General features: G+C 40.9%; 7 protein-coding genes. 3 read left to right on the top strand and 4 right to left on the bottom strand.

The annotated features are described in order from the left end of the window. Positions 1–4: 4 nt before the first annotated feature. On the bottom strand, positions 5–625 hold the full coding sequence (locus tag JUI58_RS21810) for a retropepsin-like domain-containing protein (RefSeq protein ID WP_204105946.1): 621 nt from the start codon (positions 623–625) through the stop codon (positions 5–7). Positions 626–746: 121 nt separating this feature from the next. Between JUI58_RS21810 and JUI58_RS21815 the strand changes: the two genes are divergently transcribed. After that, positions 747–2,021 (top strand): valine--pyruvate transaminase, encoded by a 1,275-nt coding sequence (locus tag JUI58_RS21815; RefSeq protein WP_204105947.1) that lies wholly within the window; start codon positions 747–749, stop codon positions 2,019–2,021. Positions 2,022–2,113: 92 nt separating this feature from the next. On the opposite strand, the gene JUI58_RS21820 is transcribed toward JUI58_RS21815, so the two are convergent. Beyond that, positions 2,114–2,254: a hypothetical protein gene (locus JUI58_RS21820; RefSeq protein ID WP_204105948.1), complete on the bottom strand. Its 141-nt coding sequence runs from the start codon at positions 2,252–2,254 to the stop codon at positions 2,114–2,116. A gap of 350 nt (positions 2,255–2,604) precedes the next feature. Beyond that, positions 2,605–2,865 carry a hypothetical protein gene (locus JUI58_RS21825; protein WP_204105949.1) on the bottom strand — a complete coding sequence of 87 codons (261 nt, stop codon included), beginning with the start codon at positions 2,863–2,865 and terminating at the stop codon, positions 2,605–2,607. Between the two features lie 388 nt (positions 2,866–3,253). Between JUI58_RS21825 and JUI58_RS21830 the strand changes: the two genes are divergently transcribed. After that, positions 3,254–3,412 (top strand): hypothetical protein, encoded by a 159-nt coding sequence (locus JUI58_RS21830; protein ID WP_204105950.1) that lies wholly within the window; start codon positions 3,254–3,256, stop codon positions 3,410–3,412. Positions 3,413–3,448: 36 nt separating this feature from the next. On the opposite strand, the gene JUI58_RS21835 is transcribed toward JUI58_RS21830, so the two are convergent. Further along, the gene (locus tag JUI58_RS21835) at positions 3,449–4,774 is read right to left on the bottom strand and encodes a serine/threonine-protein kinase (protein WP_204105951.1); all 1,326 of its coding nucleotides are present in this window, start codon (positions 4,772–4,774) and stop codon (positions 3,449–3,451) included. Between the two features lie 272 nt (positions 4,775–5,046). Here JUI58_RS21835 and cbiD point away from each other — a divergent pair, with 272 nt between their 5' ends. Then, on the top strand, positions 5,047–6,171 hold the full coding sequence (gene cbiD / locus JUI58_RS21840; RefSeq protein WP_204105956.1) for a cobalt-precorrin-5B (C(1))-methyltransferase CbiD: 1,125 nt from the start codon (positions 5,047–5,049) through the stop codon (positions 6,169–6,171). The last annotated feature ends 356 nt before the right edge of the window (positions 6,172–6,527 follow it).

Below are 6,527 nucleotides of genomic sequence, written 5' to 3' on the forward strand. Positions count from 1 at the left end.
AAAATTATTCTTTTTCTCGCCGAGTAAAAATAATTTTCTCTTCTGCTTGACGAAATTCAATATTAAAGCGATCGAACACATCTTCTCGTCCTAATAACATAATATCTGCTGTTTCTTGTTGTAGCCAAGCAACAGGAGCATTGAATTGGTATCCATCAATTGAGAAATCAATGCGTCGCAAAACATATTTTACTGCTCCTCCTAATGTTTGTCCAACCAAGATTTCCTCGCGATCGGCTAAAGCAAATCCCAAATTTTGACCGATTTTAAAAGAAATAACACTAAAATCCGCACCAGAATCAACTAACATGGTTAAATCAATTTCTCGGTTTTGATTGCGTAAACTCACTGAATAATTCGGTTGCCATTCATGGCGACTAACCGTGCGAAAATAAATGGGTAAAATTACAATCGAGCCTGTAAATCCGGGGACTAAATAAATTGAATAGACAACACCTGATGTGTCTGCTTCTTCTAAGACGCGATCTAAATCTTCATTGACTGCAATAATTCCATCGCCATTATAGGCAACATATTGATGGGCGTATTTTTGTAAATCTCGAAGATTGCGATTGAGCCATTGTAACATCCGATCGCGTTCTTCGGGAGAAATATTAGCAGTCATTGCAATCAACAAAGAGCAGTCATAAGATAACAAAATACATTGCTCTTCTCTATTCTATACCCATTAAGTTACAATTATTGTTAAAATATTTTTCATCTTTTCTCTTTTACAATACTCAGCCATGACACTCAATCTCTCTCAATTTGGTCTGCGAATGTCCCAACGCACGGGAGTGCGAGAAATTATGAAAGATATTATTGAGACATTAAGAGCGAGTAAGGGACGAGAGTTTATTAATTTGAGTGCGGGAAATCCAGTGATTTTGCCAGAAATTGAGCAATTATGGCGAGATTGTACGGCAGAATTGTTAGCAAGTGGAGATTATGGAGAGGTAGTTTGTCGCTATGGTACTTCTCAAGGATATGCCCCTTTAATTGAAGCGATCGCCGCAGATTTTAATCAACGCTATAACTTAAATTTAAGCGATCGCAATATTTTGATTTCACCAGGTTCTCAAGCACTCTATTTTTATGCAGCGAATGCGTTTGGTGGCTATAATACCGACGGGCAATTAAAACAGATTGTCTTGCCTTTATGTCCTGATTATACAGGCTATGGTGGTGTTAGTTTATTTCCTGAAGCAGTTGTTGCGTACAAACCCAATTTAGAAATTGAAGAAAAGGCACATCGTTTTAAATATCGTCCCAATTTAAACCAATTAAAAATCAACAAACAAACAGGATGTGTTATTTTTTCTCGTCCTTGCAATCCGACGGGAAATGTGTTAAGCGATCGCGAAGTTGAAACGATTGTTGAGTTAGCAAAACCCGATCGCGTTCCTGTATTTATCGATTCTGCTTATGCTCCTCCTTATCCTGCTTTAAATTTTACAGAAATGAGTCCTATTTTAGGAGAAAATATTGTTCACTGTATGAGTTTATCAAAAGCTGGATTACCAGGGGAACGAATTGGAATTGCGATCGCAGATCCGGAGACAATTGATATTATCGAAGGATTTCAGAATAATACTTGCATTCACTCTCCTCGCTACGGACAAGCGATCGCAGCAAAGGCGATCGCCTCGGGACGTTTAGCAGAACTTTCAGAAACTGTAATTCGTCCCCATTATCAACATAAATTTGCAGTTTTGGAGGCGACTTTAGAGGAATACTTACCGCAAGATTTGCCTTGGTTTTTACATCGCGGAGAAGGGGCAATTTTTGCATGGTTATGGTTGCGGGATTTACCGATTACGGATTGGGAATTATATCAAAAGGTAAAGGAAGAGGGAGTTATTTTAGTGCCAGGATCGACCTTTTTTCCTGGTTTACAGGAGGAATGGGAACACCAACATCAATGTTTGCGAATTAGTTTGACTGCAACACCAGAAGAAATTGTGCAGGGAATGCGAAAATTAGCGGAGGTGACAATAAAAGTTTATGCCAAGGCTTTATAGTCTCGTGGCGATCGCTAACAGCTTCTATTAATCAAAAATATGTATCATATTTGAGTTTAAAAGTCAAGCATTTTCTAGGGCTTGTTTGAACTCTAATGCTGTTTTAAAGATGCCATCACAATACCCAAAATCGCGCAGTTTGACAACATTGTATTGAGGGCGATCGCAGCAATTAAGGTTTTTAAAAACCCGATCGCGACACCGTTTATCGGATAGGCGATCGCGGCTGACAAACGATACCTAAACCAGACATTTGCTGAAAATGCGTGTCAAAACTGAAAACATCAAAAACTTTCAATCGTCGTGCGATCGCTAAAATCGAACGGGTGCATCTCAGTTTTGTAGAAATAGCGAGCAAGATGCTCGCACTACCTCAATTATCGGTGTAGTGGGAGCGTCTCGCTCCCTAGTTCTAATTATTTACTCGCTCCCTAATTCTAATTATTCACTCGCTCCCTAATTCTAATTATTTACTAGCTCCCTAGCCCTAATTATTTACTAGCTCCCTAGCCCTAATTATTTACTAGCTCCCTAGCCCTAATTATGCTGATGTATCGACAATAATTCTTGACATAAAATAGATTTAATATAAAATTTTATCCACATTTTCAGAATAATTTGTAGTTAGATTTCCTTGCTCATCTGTTCCCACAATATATTCTAATTCTGGATTCTCTACTGTATATTTTCCACAGATTTCCCAAGTTGTTGTTTGGGTAATATCAAATTTGTCCTTGGTCAAATAATCTTCTAATGCAGCCAGAATAATAGTCTCAATTTTATCGCCTTGGTTTTCTAGCTGGGCTATCAATTCATCGGGAATATCGATCGCGAACTGAGTCATGATCTTAGAATTAGTTTGATGGTGAGTGTGTCATTATAGCAGAATTAATAGCATTCTGCAAAAAAATGAATGAGTTACTAGAATTGGCAAAAGATGCTTTTTATGAAAGCTAAAGATTAAATTTGCCAATATTGGCGCGATCGCCGAATACCCTAATCCATTTCAATGGATTTTTTGTATGAGACGGGGATTTTCAATCCCTGGCGGATCGAGATAAGAAGGACAATTTAATTACCGATTTATTTCCTTAACCTCCATTCAATCCCTGACGGATCGGTAATAAGAAGAACAATCTCATTACTGATTTATTTTTCTGAATTTCCCTTAATCAAAATGCACGACTATGCAGCAAGGTTGCAAGGATTCTTTTAGGGTTGCAGAAAAGTTTATGTTGGCGAATTGCTACAACCCAAAGGTGTTAGGAAAAATCTTGTCGCAAATGACGGGAGATGTACTACAAAATCCCACCCACCATCGCGATCGCCCTTCCTCAACCCCTGTACCCGGTATCGGAAAGCCAGAACCCGCAAGGGTTCGTGAAAAATAACCTCTTCGCAATTCTTTACACTTTCTTGTAGGTTCCTTATATGCTACATTCTACAAGTCTCGACGCGAGAGAAGAGACCCCTCCCACCCACCGACCGATATGTCCCATCGACCCCAAACCAAATCCGTGGATCGGGAGGTGTCCCTCTCGTGTTGAGGGGTTAAAAGTGCTGTCTCGATAGTACAACCAACTTCCATTCACCCGCCATCCTACGGCATCGCCAAAATTTTCCCAGACTTGGCGATTATACTCTCTCGTACCGCCTAAACTTTGATAAATGCGCTTCTGAACAGAAAACCCGAAGCGTCCTTTGCTGTAATGTACCCAGAGTTGGTCAATGGTGCTGAGGTCGCTACATGGGAAATTATCTATACTCTCGGTGTTTAACCAGCCTTCAGATTCCCTTCCGGCCACCTTGAGCATTACCTCTGCTGTTTCATCGTTTGCTTCCCGCCATTTTCCGGCTGCGAGAAGCCCTTGTAACGTCCTGTAGTCCATTCCCACCGCAGACACCAATTTAACCCCACTGGAGGGCTGTTTCTGCAATAATCCCAGCCATTCCCGCACCGACTGAGGCCGATCGCCATAAGACAATTCCATCCCCTTGAGAATTGCTTGGTTTACAGCACTCGAAATCTGAGGATTGTACTGCTGAGGAGGAGTCAAATTCACCCCTTGTTTTTCCATGTCCTCGCGAAAATTAGCAGGAAAAGGTAATTTATTTGTTAACAAATAATACAACGTCGCAGAAAGCGCATAAACATCCGTAAAAGCCCCGCGTTTTGCCCGTTGTTTATATTGTTCCGGCGGCGCAAAACTGTGGGTCAGTGCATTAGTATGGATCAATGTTTTCCCTTCAATAAAGTCTCGTACTAACCCAAAATCAATCAAAACCGCTTCCTTTGTTTTCCGGCGTAACAAAATATTGGCAGGTTTCACATCTCGATGCAAAAATTGTTGTTGATGAAGATAACTTAACGCTTCTCCCACTTGCTGAATATATTGCAATGCTTCCGACTCCGACAAAATACCGCGATCGCCAACATATTCTTGTAAATCTCCCCCATCGATACATTCCATCACCATGCACCACAATTCCCCCTCGGAAAAAACATCATCTACGCGGACAATATGACGATGAGGACATTTAGCCAGGCGAAAAGCCTCTTGTATAAATCGCTGCTGATAGTCGTTAAAATCGGATTCAGCTTGGATCGCTGGACTCAAAGTTTTAATCGCTACCTGTTGCCCTTTTTGCGTATCTTTTGCCCGATATGTTACCCCAAACCCACCGGATCCGAGCATTTCTTCAATGATATATTTGCCATTTTGCAGAGAATGTCCTGCTTTCCAATAAGCCATAGGATTTGACCGAGTATGAACTTGCTCTCTATTGTATATTCTTCCGGTTCCGCGATCGCCGTTTATGAGTAACAATAAGACTTAAGATAAAGTTATCATTCATAAATAGAATTTATATCTTTTTGCTCTTCCCATTTTCTTAAATTATGGATACTCTAGGAATATAGCAAATCACAAAGACCTATTTTGAATCAATCATGTTAAAGTTCAATGTCAAACAAACCATTCCCTAGTTATCTAGTTCTTTCTTTAAATTAAGTTTTTTCGTGACTATTTCTCAACCGCGATCGGGGTTTACCTTACCTGTTTTTGCCTGTGCTGCTGCTGTTGCTGCTTTGCGCTATCTCCAGCAACAAACACCTTTAGAAACCGTACAAATTGACCTCATCGATCCCCCACAAAGCGCAGAAATTCCCATCGCGCAAATTGCCAAAATTAGCGATCGCACCGCCTTAGCCATTACCCACAGCGATCCTGGGGATAACCTCGATTTAACCCGAAATACGCCCATTTGGGCAATAGTAGAATGGCAAAATAAAACCGATCAATCTCCCCAAATTACGATCGCAGGAGGAGAAGGAATTGGCAAACAAAGCGATCGCCACGGACAAGCAGCAATTTATACTTATGCACACAAACTCTTACAACACAATTTGCAAGTTTTACTCGCCATAAATGAAGCAATTACAGTTAAAATCATTCTACCGGAAGGACGCAAACTTGCAGAACGAACCGCTAATAAAGCCTTTGGTGTCGTTGAAGGACTTTCTCTCTTAGGAACAACGGGAATTAGTCAGCCTTTAAGTTCTCCCCAACAGTTAGAAATCTATCGGGAAGAATTATCTGAAAAAGCGGCACGATTTGATACTTTAGTGTTTTGCGTGGGAGAAAATGGTTTAGATTTAGCGCGTAATTTAGGCATTGAAGCCGATCGCCTCGTGAAAACTGCAAATTGGTTAGGTCCTTTACTGGTAACGGCGGGAGTTTCGGGAGTGCGATCGCTGTTACTGTTCGGCTATCATGGTAAACTGATTAAACTCGCTGGCGGTATTTTTCACACCCATCACCACCTTGCCGACGGACGCTTAGAAATTCTGACGGCGCACTGTGCCAAAATAGGCTTACCCAACAACATTCTCGAAAAAGTATTTCAAAGCACCACCACAGAAGCAGCTTTACAACTCTTGCGCCAAATCCAACCCGAAAGCGTCGATCGCGTTTATACCTCCATCGCTGAAACCATCGATCGCCGCAGCCAAGAATATATCCGCAAACACGGCGATCGCGATGTTTGTATCGGTTCCGTCTTATTTGATCGCGATCGTAACATTATTGTTAAAAGTCAAAATGGAACAATGCTTTTTTCACAGTTATGGTATAATTCTTTGAACAACTAATTAATAAATTTTGACTCCTAGATTTTAGCTGGCGATCTTGATTAAGGAGTCGATTTTGTCATATTTACATTGCTTTCACGGTTTCCGAACTAAAACCCAAAACTTTTTCTTTCATCTTTTTTGTTCATCATTTCTTGCGATCGCCTTGATGGCTTGCTTTCGCATACCTCAATATAGAAGCACGTCAGGAACCTCAGCCTAAAGGCGTGAGGCTTGAAAGAGAAATCTAACAGGCCATTCTGACCAGACTAAGTACCTTGCGTACTACGTTATTTGGGTCACGACACCTTGGAATGCGAAGCTAGTTCCCTGCCCTGTCGTTAGCAGTTAAACAATTTTAAGGTCACTGAAATAGT

It is taken from the genome of Spirulina sp. CCY15215, from assembly GCF_016888125.1.
GTDB lineage: Bacteria > Cyanobacteriota > Cyanobacteriia > Cyanobacteriales > Spirulinaceae > CCY15215.

Coding starts and splice junctions, on each gene's coding strand:
- JUI58_RS21830 (WP_204105950.1), top strand. CDS start 3,254: ATGTTGGCGAATTGCTACAACCCAAAGGTGTTAGGAAAAATCTTGTCG.
- JUI58_RS21825 (WP_204105949.1), bottom strand. CDS start 2,865: ATGACTCAGTTCGCGATCGATATTCCCGATGAATTGATAGCCCAGCTA.
- JUI58_RS21815 (WP_204105947.1), top strand. CDS start 747: ATGACACTCAATCTCTCTCAATTTGGTCTGCGAATGTCCCAACGCACG.
- JUI58_RS21810 (WP_204105946.1), bottom strand. CDS start 625: ATGACTGCTAATATTTCTCCCGAAGAACGCGATCGGATGTTACAATGG.
- JUI58_RS21835 (WP_204105951.1), bottom strand. CDS start 4,774: ATGGCTTATTGGAAAGCAGGACATTCTCTGCAAAATGGCAAATATATC.